An 18,052-nucleotide genomic window follows, 5' to 3' on the forward strand; every position below is an offset into this window, starting at 1 on the left:
GCGGGGAACCGTACGAGGACTGTGCCCGCGCGATCGGCATCGAAGTCCGGCTGTGCCGACGGACGACCGGTCCGTTGGTGAGCTGCCAGGTGGCCGATAGCGTGTGGGCATGGCAATGACAAGGAAGCGGCGGGTCCTGTACCGGCAGGGCACCGGGTTCTGGCGGATGACGGCGAAGTGGGTTCTGGTCTTCGGGGCCCTGTACCTGCTGGACGGCGGGCTGCTCCGGTCCTGGGGCGACGCTCTGGTGGTACCGGTGATCGGGATCCTGCTCTGGGTGCCGTTCGGGATCGGTGTCGTCTGGTACCCGAAGAAGGACCAGCGGATCCTGCTGGCGACGTCTGAACTGCGCGTGCGGCGCAAGCGGCTACCGATGGAGGAGGTGAACCTGCTGCACGTGGCTCGGCTGTGGCTGGAGGGGCGGTCCACGGCGGACGACCAGCCGGTGCGGGAATGGCCGCGGTTCGACCGGGTGGTGTGGGTGCCGCTGCGGGACGGCCGGGCGTTCGGCGTGGAGTTCCGCGACCCGGCGGCGTTCGCCGAGGTCTTCGGCGCCTTCGCGGTGGCGGCGTGCGGCGGGCCGGACATCGTCCGCGCGAGGGCCGCGACGGAGACCTACCCGGAACCGCGCCCGATACGGCCCCGGCCCCGCCCCGCCGACGGCGCGTCCTTGCCGGACGTTCTGGACATCTTCGGCTGAGAGCCGGGAAACGCACGGCAAGAGGCGGCGGGCTCGGCGGCGTTCTCGGCGGCGTTCTCGGCGGCGGACGACCGGCGACAGCTCCCGCGTCGACGACGAGGCCGGGGACCCCGCGGGACTCACGCTCCACGGTCGGCGTACCGGGCGGTGATTCCGGCGGCGCGCGCCAGTACGTCCGCGGTCCGCGACCCCGCCTCGACGGCGTGGCCGGCGGTGCTGGGCAGGCAGCGGTCGTGCTCGGGGACGAACTCGGTCATGATGACGCCGGCGTGATCGGTCGCGACCTCGTCGAGCGACACCGGCCAGCCGTGCTCCTCGAGAGCCGCGCGCAGCTCGCGTGAACGCTCGACGTCCACCACCGGATCGGCGGTGCCGTGCACCAACCACACCCGAGGGGACGGCAGCAGGTCGCCGCCCCGGCGGAGGTCGTCGATCGGGACGGTGCCGGTCGTCGGTGCCACCGACCCGTACGCACCGGCGATTCCCACCACGGCCCGCGGCCTCCAGCCGTCGAACGCGGCGGGGTTCAGGGCGGCGCCCACCGCGGCCTTGCCCCCCAGCGACCAGCCGGCGAGCGCGATCCGTTCGGGATCCCCGCCGAAGTCGGCCACGTTCCGCCGTACGAAGTCGGCCGACTCCCTCAGGTGCGTCCGCCCGCTGTCCGGAGCGTCGGGCCGCCAGTCCGGGACCAGGACGACGACGCCCAGACCCGCCGCGGCGCGGGCTACGGGCGCGAGGACGTCCCGTTCGTCGGGACCCCGGCCGTGCCACAGCAGTACCGCCGGCACGGGTTCCGAAGCCCCCGCGGGCTGGTAGACGTCCAGGACCTGCCCGCTCGCCCCGTACGTGATCCCCGTCCTGACGACGACCTCGACCGCCACCGCGAAACCCCCCCATTCGTCCGTCACGATCAACGTCACGCTACCAACGCGCGTCGGCCGCGCTCACCTCGGCGGCGCGCACCGCCGGGGGAGCGTCACGGTTCCGGGCCGGTGCTCGAAGGTGTCCATGACCAGCCACTCGTCGAGCTCGGGGTCGTAGAGGTTCTGGACACCGAACTGCAGCACCTGCCAGAAGGTGCCCCGGTCGCGCTCGTCGACGTAGATGTCGCCGAGCGCGAGCGGCAGACGCGGGTAGTTGCCGGGGGGCAGCTCCGGGACGACCACGCCCACCCTCCAGTGGTTCACCCGCCGCGGCGTGCGAGTGCCCCGCAGGGTCTCCGGCCCGACGAACCGGGCCTCCTCGAACGCCTGGTTCAGTGCTTCCAGGTTGAAGCCCGGGATGCGTGAGCAGGGATGCTCGTTCAGACCCGGCCATTTGTACGTCAGTGTGTAGAGCGTGTCGCGGTAGATCAGGTTGGTGAACCAGATCGGGTGCTGCGGGCCCCCCGCGATCATCTGGCTGTCGCCGTCCCTGCCCTCCCAGGTGAACGGCACCGTGATCCCCAGGTCCCGGACGATCCACTTGCCCTTGCCGCGGAAGTCGCGGGGGAGGCGGGGCGGAGGCGGCGTCGAGGAGGCGTCCTGCCGCGCGGCCACCGTCCCCAACGGCGGCGCGGTCCCGGCCCGGGGCTCGGTCCAGGCCGGGGGAGAAGCTGCCAGGACGAGGGCGACCACTGCGGCGAGAGCGGCCGATGTGGCCGTCCGACGTGTGCCATTCCCACCCATGGTCGTTCCCAGCTTTCGCGGCAGGCGCCGTCACGGCGCGGTGAACGAGGACGGCGATTCCGGGACACCGTCACGGAATCAGTGATTCCGATTCTGGCAGCTACGGAGCTCGCAGTCGTGGTGCCGTCACCGTGAGTCCGGCCCGGGTGGTGAGGGGAGCGCGCGCAGGCGTACCGCATGGTCGGCATCGGCTGAGGCGTAGGCGGCCGGGCTATCATCCGGCGGAGGGCCGGCCGGCGGAGAGGAAGCACCTTCATGTCCGGGAGCGAGGCGTCGGGCGGGCAGCTCGACGAGCTCGCCGCGTTCGCACTGGCGCACGCGGGTGACGCGCTGACGGACGAGGGCGGCGCAGGCCCTGGCGCCGGCGCGGTGTTGCTGTTCGCCGACGACCTCGAGGACCGGTACCTGTACACCTTCGCGGATCCCGGCGAGGTCCACGAGCATCTGGCCGACCCGGCGCACGGTTACCTCCGGTGCGCGGTGGCCTGGCGGCCCGGCCCGCACGTCGTGGCTGTTCAGGCCCAGGAGATCGGGACCAGTACGTCCTTCGTGCTGACCCGGCGCTGCGCACCGGACGGTCCGGCCGACGGCGTGGTACGCACCGAAGGGACGCGGTCGATACTGCCGCCGCCGGGACAGCCGGCGAGCACGACGACGGAACCGGGCGATCCGCCGGAACTGGCGGACCTGGAGGACGGGCTCGAGCGGGCCGTCGACTCGGGGAAGGGACTGGCGGAGGCGGAGGACCGGCTGCGGAGGTGGCTGGTCCGTGCGGGCGAGGGCGACTGGCGGGCAGTCGAAAGGTGGTTGCGCAGTCGCTTCCCGGCCGGGGACGAACACGACACGCTGGACGGCGCACTACCGGAAGCAGCCCCGGGCGGGGCCGGTACGGCCGGACGCTACGTGATCGTCTTTCCGGAGGACGACACCGCGACCGGCCCGGTCGCCGCTCTGGCCACCTGGGACAGGATCGCGCGGCAGGCCCGCGAGATCCTGGGGCCGACGGTCGCCCCGGCGGACGGAACGGCGGTCGTCCATCCGGCCAGCGGCCTGCGCCTCGCCCTGGACCTGGGGTCGGGCCGCTACGAGCTGGGGCTGCCCCTGCCCGGCAACGACACCGCCCCGGCGACAGCGGCGTTGGAGCAGCTCTACCACCTGGCGCTGACCGTCCAGTTGGAGACCGGCCGCCGAGCCGTCGACCCACAGCTCGGACGGTACGTGGACCAGCTCTGCGGGACGACATGGGCACGCCGCTTCGCTCTGGCCACCCGAGCCATCCGCCCTCGCCGGCCGGGACCCTAGCGTCTGCGCGATCCCGGCCCGCGCCCGGCGGATCGACGACGCCCCGCCCGTGGCGCCCGGCCACGTGGTGACCCCTGCCCCTGCCCAAGAGGGCAATGACCCACTGCCGACTGCCGACTGCCGACTGCCGACTGCCGACGCCGCCTGCCGACTTCCCACGCACCGGCCCGCCTTGACCCGGGTCGTCGCCGCCGGAATCACGGACGCGGGCTGGGACGAGGGGCTCGCCGCGGCGGCGCAGGGCCGCGCGGTGCTGGTCCTGACGGAGGGCGTCCTCATGTAGCTCGCCTCTGCTGGGCCGACAGGCACGTCCCCGCGGGATGCTCGCGGGGCCACAGGCCGACGCATCGGACGGGATGACGGCCGGGCGGGGCGACAGGGGCTCCGCTACGCCGCTGTGACCACGGGTCGCCGCGTGGCCCTGGCGTGCTGCATGGCCGTCAGATCAGCAGCGTCGTGGCCGCGTCACGCCAGGCCTCGGGAGTCTCGGCACGGCTGGAGGACGTGCTCGCGTACCACCCGAGGAGCCGGGACAGGATGAAGGTGCCCCATCAGAGGTTCACCAGGGTCAACGAGAGCCGCCGGGCACCGCCGCCCGGCGCGAACACGTCGGTGTTCGTGCGTACCCGGTGGAACCAGACGATGAAGACGATGCCCGTCACCACCAGGGCCTGCCCCTGGAACATCCCGGCCAGACGGTTCAGCCTGTCGCCGCGGTCCCCCTGCGCCATACCTGTTTCCGCTGGCCACGGTGGAAACGGATGATCGGCTACAGGTTCAGCACGACATCCTCATCGCCGACCGCGATGGCGGCCCCGACACCTCCCGCCTCCCCGCAGGCCGGCGGTACGTCGAGCAGGCCCGACCGAGCGGCAGGGATGGTCAACGGCGCCTGTCGCCAAGCCCCTTGACCGGGCCGCGGACCGAGCGCGCGGCCATGTCGGGGCGAATCGCCTCCCATATCGCATTGTCCAATTTTGTCATCACATTGCCCATCGTTTAACGTGTTTCCAGGCGCAGGAAATGCCGCGCCTGGAACTGCGGGAGGTGATCAGCGTGCCTGGTGGAAGTAGTCACAAGGCGTACACGCCGCCGATCCCGCTTGACGCACCGCAGTAGCGGCCCTGTTGCGCCACGGCACGATGCCTCCCCGGCGCGCCTCCGGTTTCCGCGAGCACTGACGGTCCGTCGCCCCCCGGCGTGAGCCGCCCGCCGTCGCGGTCGCTACGCCACTCCATTCCGCCCGAAGCCGTATCGGCGTGCCCCGGCGCATCCAGCCGTCCAGCGGCGACCGGGCCGCGGCCGTCGACGCGTGCCGTTTCGCCGATCTCCGCAACGAACACGTCTCCCGCACGTTTACCGCCCCAGCACGTCCACCAGCCGCCGAACGGCAACGGGTGCGCACCGAGTGCCGCCCAGGACGCGCCTTTCACAGGAGAAATCCATGACCAACGCCGCCATGTCCGCGAACCACGACGACACCTTGATGCCCGTCGAGACGGTGGCCGAGCACGTCGAGAAGGTGAATCTGCTCCGTGAGATCAACGCGGAGCTCCGTGAACTGAACAAGGAAATGGAAGACATCCGGGAGATCACCGAGGACCAGCTGACGGTCACCGTGGAGACCCGGCGGGTGAGCGCCTGGACGGCGATCGCGGTGGTGCCCGGCGCCCTCGCGTCGATCTACGGTTCCAACTTCGAGCACATGCCCGAGCTCCAGTTCAAGTACGGCTGGCCGATCTTCCTCGCCGTGCTGGCGTCCACCGCGGTGGCCACCTACGTCACCGTCAAGCGCAAGGGCTGGCTGTAAGCCGGACACCGAACCCAGGAAGGACGATCCGTATGTCGGAGAAATCCCCGCAGCCCAGCTTGGCCGGGCTCAGCGCCAAGGAACTCGAGGCGTGCTCGAACCAGGAACTGCGCGACTTCCTCCAGGGGGTCCGCCGGTGCCGCCGCGAAATGGTCCTGCTCCACGCGAAGTCGGTGGACCTCTGCGTGGGGACGGGAGTGGCGCGGCGCGTGACCTCGTGGCTCGTGGTGTTCATGGTGCCCACGCTGCTGGGCGGCATCTACGCCGCGAACTTCCACCAGCCGGAGATCGCATTCGTGTGGGCTTGGCCGGCCTTCCTCGCCGTGGTCGTGGCTTCGGGTGTCGCGATGTACGCCCACTTGCGCCGCAGGGGCTGTCTCTAGCGCCACGTGACAGGACATCGCCGACTCCACGGCGTACGCCGGTGCGGTGCAACCGGGCCCGCGGCCTCGGCGGCCGAATCGGGTTCGTCGGGCGGTGCCCCCTGAAAGCTGTCCGACCTCCGGATGACCCGATCGAGATCAAAGTATGACGTAACGGGCATCCTGTGGCAGGCATGCTGGCTTCACTGGAGGTCGCCCGACCGGCGAACCCCGAGGATGCCCCCCACGAGGAAAGAACGATGAACGCACAGCTTGCACACCAGATGACACATGCCGCCACGAGCGAGAAGGCGATCGGATTCGTCGCCATGGGCGGGGTCGTGGCCGTGGGTATCGCCTATGCGGTGCTGTTCGTCGCGGCTCTGGTCAGCATCGCCGGGTCCCGCCTTTCCGGAGGGCTGAAGCTGGGCTGGATCGTTTTCGCCTGCGTGGCCCCCTTCCTCGGGAGCCTGATCTGGTTCCTCGTCGGGCGCCGTGACGCCCGGCGGCGGCCGGAAAGGCTTTGATCCCCAGCGACAGGCGTTCCCACGTGCGGCCCCAGCGCTCCTGGAGCCGTAGGCGGACGGGCATGACAGCCAGCCCCGGCCGAACACCACCGTCCGACCTTCGACGGGCCCGCACGGCACCGGTTCGCGGATGCCGTGCGGGCCCGTCACTGCCCCCTGTGACCGGGGGCCTTCCGGGTCTTCACCCCGCCGACGACGAGCGCCAGCCCCAGGGCGACGAGGCCGAGATAAGCGGCGGACGGAAGGTCGACGACCTTGTGTATCCAGCCCCACTCCGTACCGAAGAAGGTCTGCGAAGCGAAGCTGACAAGCCCCTGGGCTCCTACGACGTAGCCGATGCTTTCGACGGTGTATCCGATGGTTGTTCGCACGGATCGATCTTCTCGCGGCTGTGCCGCGGGACGGTCCTTCCCAGGGCCGAGAACCCAGTAGGCCAAAGGGTGCAGTGGCTCGCGGAGAGCAATGACCGATGTACATGGCCGGTCGTCTGCGGGGTCACCGTACGCTCCACGCGCTGATGGTGGCGAGTGGGATCCGGAAAGACTCGCCCAGTGCGGTGGGAAGGCAGCTGTTCGCTCTGCCGAAGCGGCTGACCCGAGCGCTCGCCGAAGCGAGTTCCGGCGAACTCGAAGAGCTCGTCGGCCGCTGGCATACGCGGCTCCGCTCTGAGGACGGTGACGACCGCTGCTGCGGCTTGCCCGCGCGGTCGGTCGAGACGAGGTCATGCTGGCCGTGGAGGGGGGCCTTGGCGCCCGGACGCGAACTCCGGGCAGACACCCTGGTGGCCGCGTTCGCGGCCGACTGACCCCTGCGCGGGGCAAGCAGCCGGTGCCGGCACCGGACCGTGTTGTCGGTGGCGCCTGGGACGCTGGCCGGATGAATGGCGATGAGCAGCTGCTGCGCGGCCGGGTCTACGGCCGCGACCACGACGACCCCGACCCCGGCCCACTCCCGCACCGGTCCTATGCCGTACTCATGGGCGGTCCGCTGGACGGGCTGCTGCTGGATATCACGGGCTTGCGGTCGGAGGAGGTCGACGACGGCGCCGCGCTGTCGACCGAGCTCGGGCGCTTCCCCGGCGGCCGCTCGCTCTACGACCCTCACCCCGGCGGTTTCCGCGCACCGGGCCCCGGCATCGTGTGCCGCTTCTACTGGTCCGGCGACACGCCTTGACCGCAGCCTTCGCCTTCGGCAGCCACTGGAACTCAGGTCACCGCCGATGAGGGCGCCGAGGACTGATGACCACACCGTTGTCGTGCGTCTGCGGCGCCGCGGGTCTTCCCACGACGAACGGGGGCCGGATGACCGCCCGCAACCCGTGTGGCGCCGCGGCGGTCCGGTTTCCGTCCGCCCTTGCCCGCCTCACTCGTTCGTCGCCTCCCGGGAGCGGCGGGCGTCACGTCCGACCGTAACGGTCGTGATGGTAGGCCTTGTTGGCTATCCGCCACTCACCCTCCACACACATCAGGAGGAAGACGTCGGTGAAGGTGTCCGGCCCGTGCGCGAGCGTCATCGTCGCCGTGGCGACGGTGCCGTGGACATCGAGGGTGTCCATGCGGCGGGAGCGGGTCGCTTCGTCCGGCGCGGGCCGGCCGGGGAAGAGGGCGCAGTACTCCTCCAGGCCCCACGAGACGAACGCGCCGTCGCGGATCCCTTCGACGCGGGCACTGGGCAGGAACGCGGCACGGAAGTGGGCGGGGTCGCCGGTGGCGTGCCCGCGGACGTAGGCGCGCAGCGGCGCGAGTGCGGCGTCCTGCGCAGCGGGAACCGTGGCCGCGACGACGAAGTCCGCGTCGCCGACGGCCGGCGCGTCGGCCAGGGCGCGGACGCCGGCCAGGGCGCGGACGTCGGCCAAGGCGCCGCCGCCGGCACTGCGCAGCGGCGTCGTGGAAGCGGCTCCGAGCAGGTCCATGTCCTTGGCCAGCGCGCGCAGCGTGAACTCGGCCGGGGCTGTGGTCGCCGCCCGGCTGCCGAGGAAGTGGCGTTTGCGGACCACCAGCCCGCCCAGCGTGCCGAGTTCGAGGACATCGAGCACCTGCTCCCGGGGCAGGCCCAAGGCGTCGCCCTGCCGTAGCGAGTCGCGCAGGGCGAGGACGCCACCGGCCAGGCTGTGGTTGGCGACCAGCTTCAGCGCGGCGGCGGTCGAGGCGTTCTCGACCGGGCGCACGGTGCCCAGTACCTCCAGTACCGGTCGGACGCGGCCGAGCGTGCCGTGGTCCGCGGCGGCGAGTATCTGCAACGTGCCGGCCTCGGCGGCCGGTACGGAGCCGAGCAGGGCAGCGTGGACGTAGGCCGGACCGACGCGCCCCGCCAGCGTCGCCGCCTCGTCGGGGCCGATGGTGCTGGTGTTCACCAGGATCGCGCCGGAACGCAACTCGGCACGGATCTCGTCGAGGACGCACCGGCATGCGGTGCCATCGAACAGGGCCATCAGCACGATTTCGGCGCCCGCCACCGCCTGCGCCGGATCGCCGACGGACGTGACGCCACGCGCCGGCCGCCCCGAGCGAGTCCAGCCGGTGACCTTGAAACCGTGATCGGCCAGGCGGGCCGCGATCGCGCCGCCCATGCGTCCCAACCCCAGGACGGCGACCTTGTGAGGTGCGGAATTCATGAGCCCCAGCCTGCGGCCCCGACAGGCATGCGACAAGCGCAGATTCGGCAGCCCACCCATGCTCGACACGCATACCTCTCGGGCATACTGACGCCATGGACCTCACGGTGTGGCGGACGTTCGTGACCGTGTGCCGGCTCGGGTCGCTGTCGGCGGCCGCGGCCGAGCTGAACCACACGCAGTCGGCGGTCTCCCGGCAGATCGCCGGACTGGAACGGCAGTTGGGCGTACACCTGCTGGAGCGCCGCGCACGGGGCGTGCGAACGACAGCGCCCGGTGAGGTGTTCCGGCGTCACGCGCTGGCGACGCTCGACGAAGCCGAACGCGCCCTGCGCGCCGTACGCGAGGCCCAGGACGGAGACGGAGCGGACGGCAGGCCGCTGGCCGTCGGCGCGACACCGTCCCTCGCCGCGGGGATCGTCCCGGAGGCCGTGAGGCGTCTGCTGGAGGAGACCGGCCCGCGCCGCTGGAGCCTGCGGCCGGGCCTGACCGGATCCCTGTACGAACAGGTGCTCGCGGGCCGACTGGACGTGGCCGTCGTCACCGACGCACCGCCAGGCCTGCCCGACGACCCGCGGATCGAGCGACGGTTCCTCGGGCTGGACGAGATGGTCGTCGTCCTGCCCGCGGGCCATCCGCAGGCCGGCCACGGCCGGGTGCACATCGAGACGCTGGCCGACCAGACCTGGGTGGAGGACAACGACGGCTCGGCGGCCCTCCTGCGCCGGCACGCCGCCCGCGCCGGGTTCAGCCCCCGTATCGACCTCGCGGCGGCGGACCTGCCCGGCAAGCTGGCCCTGGTGGCGACCGGCCACGCCATCGCCCTGGTCCCCGGGGTGCTCGGGTGCGCGCTACGGACGGACGTCACCACGACGGCGCTCGTCGACGCCCCGACCCGTGGCATCTACGCGATCACACCCCGCCGCGACCCCCACCCCGGCGCGGCACCCCTGATCGACCGGCTCGCCACCGCGTGCGCGGCCCTCGGCCCACGCCCGGCCCGCACGGCGGCCGCGGCCGACTGACACCCGCGCAGAGGTGGTGCCCAGAGCGTCTTACCAGCCGTTCTGCAGAGGGCGGGAGCGTAGACGGCCCCGCTGGGGGTGGTGGCCCGGGTGGGCGGCCGCAGTGGCGAGTGGCGCGGATCGTACGGTCCCTCCGGTGGGCGGCGGGCTCTTTCCCGCAGGGCCCTGAAGCGGGAACAGAGGACGCTGCCGCTGCGCATTCCAGCGATGGACCGGCCCGCACGCATGACGCGATACCGCCTGTCCGACAGCGTGGCCGATTCTGAAGTCACGGTGTTGCCGCGGAGTTGGCACGGAGACATGATCACTCGTCATCCAAGCCGATTCCGATTCGGTGGTCGGCATGCGATGCGCCCACCCCTTCCATGACATACGAAGGGGCGGCAGATTCTCGCCCTGACCGAATGGCGCCCGTGCCCGCCATCTCGGTTCCGTCACAAAGGAGTTGCGAACTCATGCATAAACGTCGGGTCTCTCTCGCCCTCACCACGGTGGGCGCGGTCATGTGCACCACCGCGCTCATGCCATCGGTCAGTGCGGCCGCCGGCCATGACGATGGACGGAAGGAGGATTCGTACGCCGAGAGGCACGCCCTGACGGTGGACGACGTCAGGCACATCAACGCACTGAACGAAAGGGCCTTGGACCTGGGCCTCCCCGGCAGGCCCCCGGGCGGATTACCGCCGGGCGCCGTCGAGTCCCTCAGGCCCTCCGCCTCGGCCGACGACCGGGTGACCCCTCCGGCCGAGCCCCTCGACAGGATGCCTGACGCGTACCGGGCCTACGGAGGCAGGGCCACCACGGACGTCGGCAACTACATACGCAAGTGGCAGCAGTCCTACAGCCACCGCGACGGCAAGGCGCGGCAGATGACCGCAGCGCAGCGGGAACAGCTGTCCTACGGTTGTGTCGGAATCACCTGGGTCAACTCGGGGATCTACCCGACGAACAAACTGGCATTCGCTTCGTTCGACGAGAACAAATACAACAGCGACCTGAGGAACAGCAGCCCCCGGCCCGGAGAGACGCGGGCCGAATTCGAAGGACGCATCGCGAAGGGAAGCTTCGACGAGACGAAGGGCTTCAAACGAGCCCGCGATGTGGCGTCCGTCATGAACAAGGCCCTGGAGAATTCCCACGACGTGGGGGCCTATGTGAACAACCTCAAGGCGGAGCTCGCCAAGAGCAACGACCCGCTGCTTCACGAGGACGGCCGCTCGGCCTTCTACGCGGCTCTCAGCAGCACGCCGTCCTTCAGGGACCGTGACGGCGGGAACTACGACCCGTCCAGGATGAAGGCGGTCGTCCACTCGAAGCACTTCTGGAGCGGGCAGGATCCGCGGAGCTCCTCCGACAAGCGCAAGTTCGGCGACCCGGACGCCTTCCGCCCGGCCCAGGGAACAGGCCTGGTCGACATGTCGGGGGACAGGAACGTGTCGCGCAGCCCCGCCAACCCGGGCGAAGGGTATGTCAACTTCGACTACGGCTGGTTCGGCGATCAGACGGAGCCGGATCCCAGGAAGACGGTATGGACCCACGCCAACCACTACCACTCGCCTGATGGCGGCATGGGCCCGATGAAGGTGTACGAGAGCACCTTCCCGAACTGGTCAGCCGGGTACGCCGACTTCGACCGCGGAGCCTACGTGATCACGTTCATACCGAAGAACTGGAACACCGCCCCTGCCAAGGTGAAGCAGGGCTGGCCGTAACAGTCACGGACGGCAGCCCGTCCCCAGGACGGACGGACGGACGGACGGACGAACGAACGGACGGCCGGCCGGCCGCGGGCCTGGGCACTGTCGGGATCAGCCAGCTCGCGGCGGCCAGGGTTACGCCTCCTCCGACATCCCGCAGCACGTCCTTCCGGTGTGCCGGAGAGAGTTCGGTGGACCAGGTCACCCCGTTGTCCAGGGGGTTGATCATTCCACGCTGCCGATTCGGGCGGCTCGGGTCAGCTGGCCCATGCCTTGGTCTCAGAGTCACTCACCCGCCTGGGGGAGGGAGATCGTTCCGGCGGCCGACGCCACCCGCCGCGGTCGATGCGACGTTCAGAACATGACCAGTGCTGAACGGATGACAAGGGCGCTCTGGAGCGCCTGGTGGCAGCGATGGCCGAGGTGGGTGGCCCGGGCAACGATGCTGTGGGCGGTGCTGTACGCCGGCTTCGCCCTGGCCTGCACGCTGAACCGGATTCCCTTGCTTCCGCACGGCGGTGACCCAGGAACCTCCGGGCTGGGTTGGGCGGTCGTGGCGGTGGGTGTGCTGGGGGCGTTGGTCAGCGCAGCGGTGGTGCTGTACGGGCTGCTGCCACCGTTGCGGGTGCTGCTCTGGGTGGTGTGCGGGCTGGCAGGGCTCATCGCGTTCAGCCTGCTGATGGATGTGATCTCGCTGATGCTCGGTCAGGGAGTGGACAGCCGGGCCTCCGCTGTGAACAAGGCCCTCGCGGCAGTCGGAGCGGTCCTGCTCGCGGCCACGGCCCGGTCCGATCGCCTGCCCGCCGGTACCGCCGTACCAGCGCCGTCCGCCGCACCGCAACCCCTCCAACGCGCCGCCTGGGCAGGGACGCTGGCCTTTGCCCCGTACGCGGCGATGAAGCTGGTCTGGGCATCCGGCGGGACGTTCGCGGGGATCACCGGTGAGGAGAAACTCGCGGTCTCGGAGCGCAACGGTGCCTCGGGGATCTTCCTCACCCTGGAGTCCTGGGGCCTGGACCCCACCGCGCTGCTGGCCGTGCTCGGTGTCTTCCTGCTCTGGGGCCTGGTCCGCCCGTGGGGGCAGGTCTTCCCGCGCTGGACACTGTTCCTGCGCGGGCGCCGGGTGCCGCGCTGGCTCCCGCTCACCCCGGCTCTCCTCGGCGCCGCCACGCTCGCCCCGTACGGCGTCGCGGGCCTCGGATACCTGTCCCTGGTCACGTCCGGCGTGGTGACGATGCGGCGCGGCGACTTCCACTCCTCGGGCGACGCGCTGCTGGTCGCCTGGACAGGGATGCTCGCCTTCGCCGTGTACGGCATCGCCTTGAGCATGGCGGCCCGCTCGTACTGGCTTCGGACGCGTCCCACCTGCCCAGGGGTGTCACCACGGAGTGGCTGTCAGAGCCGGACCCGCTGACTCGAGCTCGTGACGCATCCGCGAAGCGTCACGGCGCCGTCCGGGACGTCGCACGGGGGTGTAGCCGGTGACAGCGGCCGGGGGTGTCCTCACGAACTACCTCAGATACAGCTCCATTGTGTCCTTCGGGGCGCCGGCGCCGAACCCGTGCCGGCTCTGGGGCAAGGGACCACCCCTCGCGGACCAGCCGTCGGACTCCGGGTCGTAGACGGTCACGTCGCCGAATGCGGCTCCACCGGCACCACACTCGCCGCCGGCGTAGACGACTCCCGTGGGGGAGCGTTCGAGCAGGGAGGTACCGAGGTCGGCCTCCAGCTGCTTGATCGCCCGGCTGAGGGGAGGCTGGCTCATGCACAGCCGGGCGGCGGCCCGGCCGAAGTGGAGTTCCTCGGCCACGGCCACGACATACCGAAGGGTGCGCAGCTCCATGGCCATTGACGACCCATACGGCATCCGCCCTGACCCGAGCCTGCCTGCGGCGCGTGAGCCGGCCGGCGGTCCCCGACGTCGAGGCCCGGACCGGAGCCGGTCTCTGGACCCCGACGCGAGTACGCCCCGAGTCCACCCGCCTGCCTCCGGCGGACTCCCCAGCCCGGCACCGAGCAGTGTGCTCCGCGGGGCGGCAGGCGTCACTGCTGGTCGCGGCCGCCGAGGTCACGCGGGATGGATGGGTGTCACGTTTCGCTCCGGCTGCTGGAGCGTGTCTCCTTGAGAGCGACCGGCCTGGACGGCCGGACCTTTCCGACGCCATGACCGGAACAGGAGCAACCGTTGCTTCTCTACGCCCAGACTCCCGCCCGGCGGAACCGCCAGATCCTCGCTGACCTGATCGCGCTGCTCCTGATCGGCGCCGCGGTGTGGTTCGCCCTGGCCGTGCACGACGCGATCATGATGCTGGCCGAGCCGGGGCGGAAGGTGGAGAGCGCCGGCGACAGCCTGGCCGCCGCGCTCAATGACGCCGGGGAGACGGCCTCACGCGTGCCGCTCGTCGGCGACCAGCTGAAGACTCCGTTCCGGTCCGCCGCCGACGCCGGCAGCGGACTCGCCGATGCCGGCCAGTCGCTACAGGACATCGTCGGCCAGGCGGCGTTCCTGGCCGCGCTCGGCCTGATCGTCGTCCCCGTGACCTTCGTACTCCTCCTGTGGCTCCCCCTCCGCCTGCGCTGGATCCGTCGCAGCGCCACCATCCGGCGCCTCCGCGACCTCCCCGGAGGTGCCGACCTGCTCGCCCTGCGCGCCCTCACCGGACCGCCGGGGGACCTCGCCGCCCTCCCCGCCCCGCCGGACGGCCTCGCGGATGCCTGGCGTCGCGGGGATCGGCAGGTCATCTCTGCCCTGTCCGAGATCGCCCTCCGCCGAGCGGGCCTGCGGCCCTGAAAGGTCGTGCCTTCTGGGGGGCGTCTGTGCGATCTGGGCGGGACCGAGCTGCCAGTCGTCGGGCAGTCGCAGGACGGTTGGCGGCCCTTCAAGGAGAGGTTCTGACGGGCACGTGTGGAGCTGGTCCTGTCGGAGGCGCTGTTCAGCGAGGAGCGGCTCGACAAGGCGTGTGAATTGCGCCTGATGTCGCGGATGCGCTTCCGCGGCTCTTCGAGCGGGTCGGAGCAGGGGTCGAGCCGGGCACTGATTCTGGCCAACCTCAGCAAAGTGTGCGGTTGTTGTGATCGGGCTGTGTAGTTTCGAGCCGATCCGACAGGAGTCATTTGCCCCTGGGTCATGCACTCCACGTCCTGGCGGCCATGTCGGCCTCTCCCTCACCTTCTTCTCGTGGACGGGAATCGTAATGAGCACCCCGAGCACCGGAACAGCTGCCACCACAACAGCGACCACCCCGGCGAGCACGACGGCGCCGACGACTACGGCCTCTACGACTACGGCCTCGACGAGTACGTCGCCCAAGTTCGAAGTGGACAAGGCGATGCTCGACGGCCCGACGCCGAAGGACCTGCTCCCCACCACCGGCAACTATCCGGTGGAGATCGTCCGGTACCGCTCGGTGGTGCTCACCGACATACCCGGGGCGAAACCGGCGCGCAAACTGACCGGTGCCATCGACCTGGGCGAGGAGAACCTGCCGTTCTACGACCGCCCGGCCGAAGGCATGATCGTCACGACCGAGCAGAGCTGGTCGGCCCAGGGCGTCACGCTCGGCCGGCTGCTGCACAGCCTCGCGCTCGCGCCCGGCGAGAGCACCAGGGTCGCGGTCGTCGACTGGCAGCGCTCCACCAAGGCCACCGGCACCGAGTCGACTGCCGAGGCCGACACGCTGTCCAGCACCACCGACCAGAGCCGGTCGATCAGCGAGGTCGCGAACGCGATCGCCCGCGAGGAGCAGTTCGGTACGTCCCAGGCGTTCCAGACGAGCAAGTCGTCCAGCTCCGGCGGCAGCATCGGGGTCTCGTTCTTCGGCATGGGCGGCGGCGGTTCCTGGGGCGAGTCGTCGAACACGGGCTTCGCGACCGCGGTGTCGCGCTCCACGGGCGTGCGGTCGGTCGCGGACGAGGCGACGCAGCGCATCAGCGCGCGGACCCAGCAGCTCGCGACCGCGGCCCGCAGCCGGAACATGACGGTCGTGCGCGAGACGACGCAGTCGGAGAAGGACCAGGTCGTCACCCGGGTCGTCACCAACTACAACCACATGCACGCGATGTCGGTGCAGTACTACGAGGTCGTCCAGGTCTACAACGTGACGACCAGGCCGACCAGGCTGGAACGCTGCCTGTTCATCCCGCTGCAGGAGCTCACCTTCAACTACGCCAGCCTGCAACGGTACAAGGAGGTTCTGGCGTCGGTGGCGCCGGCGGACTGGGCTGCGAAGATCCGGGCCGCGAACCCCTTCGACACCACCACGCGCAAGCTGGACGCGTGCTCCGCACCGGAGGCGCCGCAGGCCCAGGCCTTCGACGGGGTGGATCTGGCCGACATCGCCGCCTCGGCCATGGGCGCGTACGGGGTGCGCAAGTACGACGGCAGCCCCGTCCGCTTCGATCCGGTGGGCCGGCAGTGGAACCCTCTGCCCACCACCGGGCTGGACAGTGGCCTGAGCCGCATAGCACCGGGCAAGGACACCCTCTGGGCGCTCAGGGCCGACAACACGCTCGTGCAGTTCGACGGGACGACCTGGCGGGCCGAGTCCCAGAACAAGCAGGGACTGGCCCTCACCTGCGGCCCGGACGGCGTGCTCTACCTCGTCGCCACGGACAGCAAGCTCTGGCAGCGCGCCGTGAACGGCACGTGGACCGACCTGAACGTCGAGGCCGACGACGTTGCCATCAGCGGCAAGGACAAGATCTGGTACTGCCGGCTGGGGAAGCTCTACGAGCGCAGCGGCACCGGCTGGCTGGAACGGCCCGGTTCGGGCGTGCAGCGTCTGTCCGCCACCCCCGACGGCGCGCTCTGGGCCGTCATCAAAGCCACCGACACCATAGCCCTCGTGCTGGAGCCCGGTGCGGCGAACTTCAGCCTTCCCACGAACGGCCTCAGGGGTATGACCGGGGTGGCGGAAGTCGTCTCGTCCGCCAGCGGGGACCTTTGGGTGCTGACGAACGGCGGCATGCTGCTCCGGTACCTCTCCGCGGCGCGCGAGACACCGATCCCCTTCGACGTCCCGCCGAAGGCCGACTCCTCCTTCGCGTCGAAGATCGACGTCTGGTACGATGAGGCCGGGATCCGCAGCATCCAGGTGGTCTTCCCGGGGCACACCTTCCGCTGCGGCGACACCGGCGGCTCCGGCGTGCAGCGGCAGGCGTCCTACACGTTCGGAGGCGCCGACAAGCTGATCTCCGTCGAAGCCTGGTCCGGTACGGCCGCCCGCGGCAGCCTCGCCGGGCTGCGCCTGACGATGACCTCGGGCGTGGCCAACTTCGGGATCGCCGCGACCACCACCGCCGCCCCCGACCTGACCGAGGACGCCGGCGGCGCCTCGGCCATCTGTGGGCTGTTCGGTTCGACGGTGAAGGCCGGCAGCCGCACGTACGTCGCATCGCTCGGCTTCTACGTGCGCGGCGGGAACGTGTCGCAGGTGGTTCTGGACCACCTGAACGACAACCGCCGGCACTACAGCCAGGCCGTCTGGGCCAACGCCGACGAGCTGACGCTCAGCCGCATCCTCGCCAACTACTCGTACACACCGGCGGGTTCGAGCGCCGCGCCGGTCCTGCTCGGCACCCTTCTGGACCCGAAGCCGATCGCCGCCACCGGCAACTACCTCGGTTTCCGATGGAACTTCAGCAGCGAGCAGGAACGCGACGCTTGGACCAACTCGCGCAAGGCGGCCGACAACACGTTCGGGACGCCGGTGACCAACACGATCGCCATCGCCACGAAGGGCGTCTTCGCCGAGGCCGTACTCGGCCGGGCCAACTCGGCCGAGAAGATCGACCTCACCCGCTTCTGGAACTGGAAGGACTCGCCCATCCAGATCACGCCGGCCGACATCGCGCCGGTGTCCACCGCGTCGCGTGCGCAGAACCTCGACACCACGGTGGCCGGCCTGGGCGCCACCCAGGCGAAGTTCACGCCGGTGGCGGCTATGCCCGACCCGACCGCTCTCCAGGCGGCGCAGGCCATCGCCACCGCGAACCTGTTCCGCGACATGAGCGGCCTCAACACCATGAGTCAGGTGCTCACCAAGGGCATCGAGGCCGCCGCCGGCAACGACAAGGACGCCGGGGACCGCGCCCAGGCAGCCATGAAGACCGCCACCGAACACCTGCAGAAGATGGCCCAGATCGCAGTCGACGCCGCCGGCAAGGCGGCACCGCTCGTGACCGGCGGCGGCAGCAACCTGAGCGCCCTCGGCGGCATGCTGAACCAGGGTGGGAAGGCCGGTTCGGACACCAAGTCCGAGGCGTCGTCCGACGGCGAGTCCGCAGCGAAAGCCTGATCACCGCACGGTTCGGGCCCCAGGGGTCCTGGGGCCCGGCCGAACTCGCCGG

General features: G+C 70.7%; 17 protein-coding genes and 1 pseudogene. 12 read left to right on the forward strand and 6 right to left on the reverse strand.

Annotation, left to right across the window (positions count from 1 at the left end):
• Positions 1-109: 109 nt before the first annotated feature.
• On the forward strand, positions 110-700 hold the full coding sequence (locus tag ACIPXB_RS24815; protein WP_401453458.1) for a hypothetical protein: 591 nt from the start codon (positions 110-112) through the stop codon (positions 698-700).
• Between the two features lie 119 nt (positions 701-819).
• Here the strand turns inward: ACIPXB_RS24815 and ACIPXB_RS24820 are convergent, their stop codons facing one another.
• Positions 820-1,608, reverse strand: a complete 789-nt coding sequence (locus tag ACIPXB_RS24820) for an alpha/beta hydrolase (protein ID WP_401453460.1) — start codon at positions 1,606-1,608, stop codon at positions 820-822.
• Between the two features lie 36 nt (positions 1,609-1,644).
• Positions 1,645-2,238 (reverse strand): hypothetical protein, encoded by a 594-nt coding sequence (locus tag ACIPXB_RS24825; RefSeq protein WP_401453462.1) that lies wholly within the window; start codon positions 2,236-2,238, stop codon positions 1,645-1,647.
• A gap of 384 nt (positions 2,239-2,622) precedes the next feature.
• Between ACIPXB_RS24825 and ACIPXB_RS24830 the strand changes: the two genes are divergently transcribed.
• Positions 2,623-3,669: a hypothetical protein gene (locus ACIPXB_RS24830; RefSeq protein WP_401453464.1), complete on the forward strand. Its 1,047-nt coding sequence runs from the start codon at positions 2,623-2,625 to the stop codon at positions 3,667-3,669.
• 551 nt (positions 3,670-4,220) lie between these two features.
• Here ACIPXB_RS24830 and ACIPXB_RS24835 read toward each other — a convergent pair.
• Entirely contained in the window at positions 4,221-4,400 is a 180-nt protein-coding gene (locus ACIPXB_RS24835; RefSeq protein ID WP_401453466.1) for a DUF4328 domain-containing protein, read from the reverse strand.
• A gap of 713 nt (positions 4,401-5,113) precedes the next feature.
• Here ACIPXB_RS24835 and ACIPXB_RS24840 point away from each other — a divergent pair.
• From ACIPXB_RS24840 to ACIPXB_RS24850, 3 genes are all read left to right on the forward strand, one after another.
• A complete protein-coding gene (locus ACIPXB_RS24840; protein WP_401453468.1) occupies positions 5,114-5,479 on the forward strand; it encodes a CorA family divalent cation transporter in 366 nt (121 codons plus the stop codon).
• A 32-nt stretch (positions 5,480-5,511) separates the two neighbouring features.
• Positions 5,512-5,862 (forward strand): hypothetical protein, encoded by a 351-nt coding sequence (locus tag ACIPXB_RS24845; RefSeq protein WP_401453470.1) that lies wholly within the window; start codon positions 5,512-5,514, stop codon positions 5,860-5,862.
• Positions 5,863-6,101: 239 nt separating this feature from the next.
• Entirely contained in the window at positions 6,102-6,368 is a 267-nt protein-coding gene (locus tag ACIPXB_RS24850; protein ID WP_401453472.1) for a PLDc N-terminal domain-containing protein, read from the forward strand.
• Between the two features lie 146 nt (positions 6,369-6,514).
• On the opposite strand, the gene ACIPXB_RS24855 is transcribed toward ACIPXB_RS24850, so the two are convergent.
• The gene (locus ACIPXB_RS24855) at positions 6,515-6,739 is read right to left on the reverse strand and encodes a hypothetical protein (protein WP_401453474.1); all 225 of its coding nucleotides are present in this window, start codon (positions 6,737-6,739) and stop codon (positions 6,515-6,517) included.
• 505 nt (positions 6,740-7,244) lie between these two features.
• Here ACIPXB_RS24855 and ACIPXB_RS24860 point away from each other — a divergent pair.
• On the forward strand, positions 7,245-7,541 hold the full coding sequence (locus ACIPXB_RS24860) for a hypothetical protein (protein ID WP_401453476.1): 297 nt from the start codon (positions 7,245-7,247) through the stop codon (positions 7,539-7,541).
• A 223-nt stretch (positions 7,542-7,764) separates the two neighbouring features.
• On the opposite strand, the gene ACIPXB_RS24865 is transcribed toward ACIPXB_RS24860, so the two are convergent.
• Entirely contained in the window at positions 7,765-8,982 is a 1,218-nt protein-coding gene (locus ACIPXB_RS24865; protein ID WP_401453478.1) for a nuclear transport factor 2 family protein, read from the reverse strand.
• 95 nt (positions 8,983-9,077) lie between these two features.
• Between ACIPXB_RS24865 and ACIPXB_RS24870 the strand changes: the two genes are divergently transcribed.
• The 3 genes from ACIPXB_RS24870 to ACIPXB_RS24880 all read left to right on the forward strand — a co-directional run bounded on the left by ACIPXB_RS24870 (position 9,078) and on the right by ACIPXB_RS24880 (position 13,118).
• Entirely contained in the window at positions 9,078-10,007 is a 930-nt protein-coding gene (locus ACIPXB_RS24870; RefSeq protein ID WP_401453480.1) for a LysR family transcriptional regulator, read from the forward strand.
• Positions 10,008-10,462: 455 nt separating this feature from the next.
• Entirely contained in the window at positions 10,463-11,719 is a 1,257-nt protein-coding gene (locus ACIPXB_RS24875; protein WP_401453707.1) for a protein-glutamine gamma-glutamyltransferase, read from the forward strand.
• A gap of 346 nt (positions 11,720-12,065) precedes the next feature.
• Positions 12,066-13,118, forward strand: a complete 1,053-nt coding sequence (locus ACIPXB_RS24880) for a hypothetical protein (protein WP_401453481.1) — start codon at positions 12,066-12,068, stop codon at positions 13,116-13,118.
• A 264-nt stretch (positions 13,119-13,382) separates the two neighbouring features.
• Here ACIPXB_RS24880 and ACIPXB_RS24885 read toward each other — a convergent pair.
• Positions 13,383-13,547 (reverse strand): annotated as a pseudogene (locus ACIPXB_RS24885) (LysR family transcriptional regulator); the annotation flags it as partial.
• A gap of 342 nt (positions 13,548-13,889) precedes the next feature.
• Between ACIPXB_RS24885 and ACIPXB_RS24890 the strand changes: the two are divergent.
• The 3 genes from ACIPXB_RS24890 (at position 13,890) to ACIPXB_RS24900 (ending at position 18,000) form a co-directional block, all read left to right on the forward strand.
• Positions 13,890-14,495 (forward strand): hypothetical protein, encoded by a 606-nt coding sequence (locus ACIPXB_RS24890; RefSeq protein WP_401453482.1) that lies wholly within the window; start codon positions 13,890-13,892, stop codon positions 14,493-14,495.
• 114 nt (positions 14,496-14,609) lie between these two features.
• Positions 14,610-14,792 carry a hypothetical protein gene (locus ACIPXB_RS24895; protein WP_401453483.1) on the forward strand — a complete coding sequence of 61 codons (183 nt, stop codon included), beginning with the start codon at positions 14,610-14,612 and terminating at the stop codon, positions 14,790-14,792.
• A 106-nt stretch (positions 14,793-14,898) separates the two neighbouring features.
• Positions 14,899-18,000, forward strand: coding sequence for a hypothetical protein (locus tag ACIPXB_RS24900; RefSeq protein ID WP_401453485.1), 3,102 nt, complete (start codon positions 14,899-14,901; stop codon positions 17,998-18,000).
• The last annotated feature ends 52 nt before the right edge of the window (positions 18,001-18,052 follow it).

The sequence above is a fragment of the Streptomyces sp. NPDC090022 genome, assembly GCF_044748145.1.
GTDB lineage: Bacteria > Actinomycetota > Actinomycetes > Streptomycetales > Streptomycetaceae > Streptomyces.